Below are 449 nucleotides of genomic sequence, written 5' to 3'. Positions count from 1 at the left end.
CCTTGATTAATCCTGAATTAACGGTTTATGAGTTTGTTAAGACTTTTAATGACAGTGCGTTACAAGAATCGGAAGTAAAAACTTTGTTATCCAGATTTTTGTTTGGTAAAGAAACATGGGACAAAAAATGTGAATTTTTGAGTGGTGGAGAACGATTAAGATTACTTCTGCGTGGTTTGTCAATAAGCAATAAAGCTCCGGATCTAATTATTTTGGATGAGCCAACGAACAATCTGGATTTACAAAATGTGGAGATTTTGACCAACTCTAGTAAAGATTATCACGGAACTTTACTGGTGATTTCTCATGATGAGATTTTTCTTGATGAGATAGGAATTGATAGGGAAGTGAAGCTGAAATAGCAGGAAATATTCTAACAGATTATATAAATTCAATAAAAGCGGACTTTAGTCCGCTTTCTGTTTATTAGGTTTTTATTGGATTTAAAA

At 32.7% G+C, this 449-nt stretch carries 1 pseudogene; it reads left to right on the top strand.

From position 1 onward, the window contains the following. Positions 1-362 (top strand): annotated as a pseudogene (locus C1634_RS25750) (ABC transporter ATP-binding protein); the annotation flags it as partial. Positions 363-449 lie beyond the last annotated feature (87 nt).

The sequence above is a fragment of the Chryseobacterium viscerum genome (assembly GCF_002899945.2).
Lineage (GTDB): Bacteria > Bacteroidota > Bacteroidia > Flavobacteriales > Weeksellaceae > Chryseobacterium > Chryseobacterium viscerum.
The sequence above is the reverse complement of the archived record's forward strand: the minus strand, read 5'-3'. Positions and strand labels throughout refer to the sequence as shown.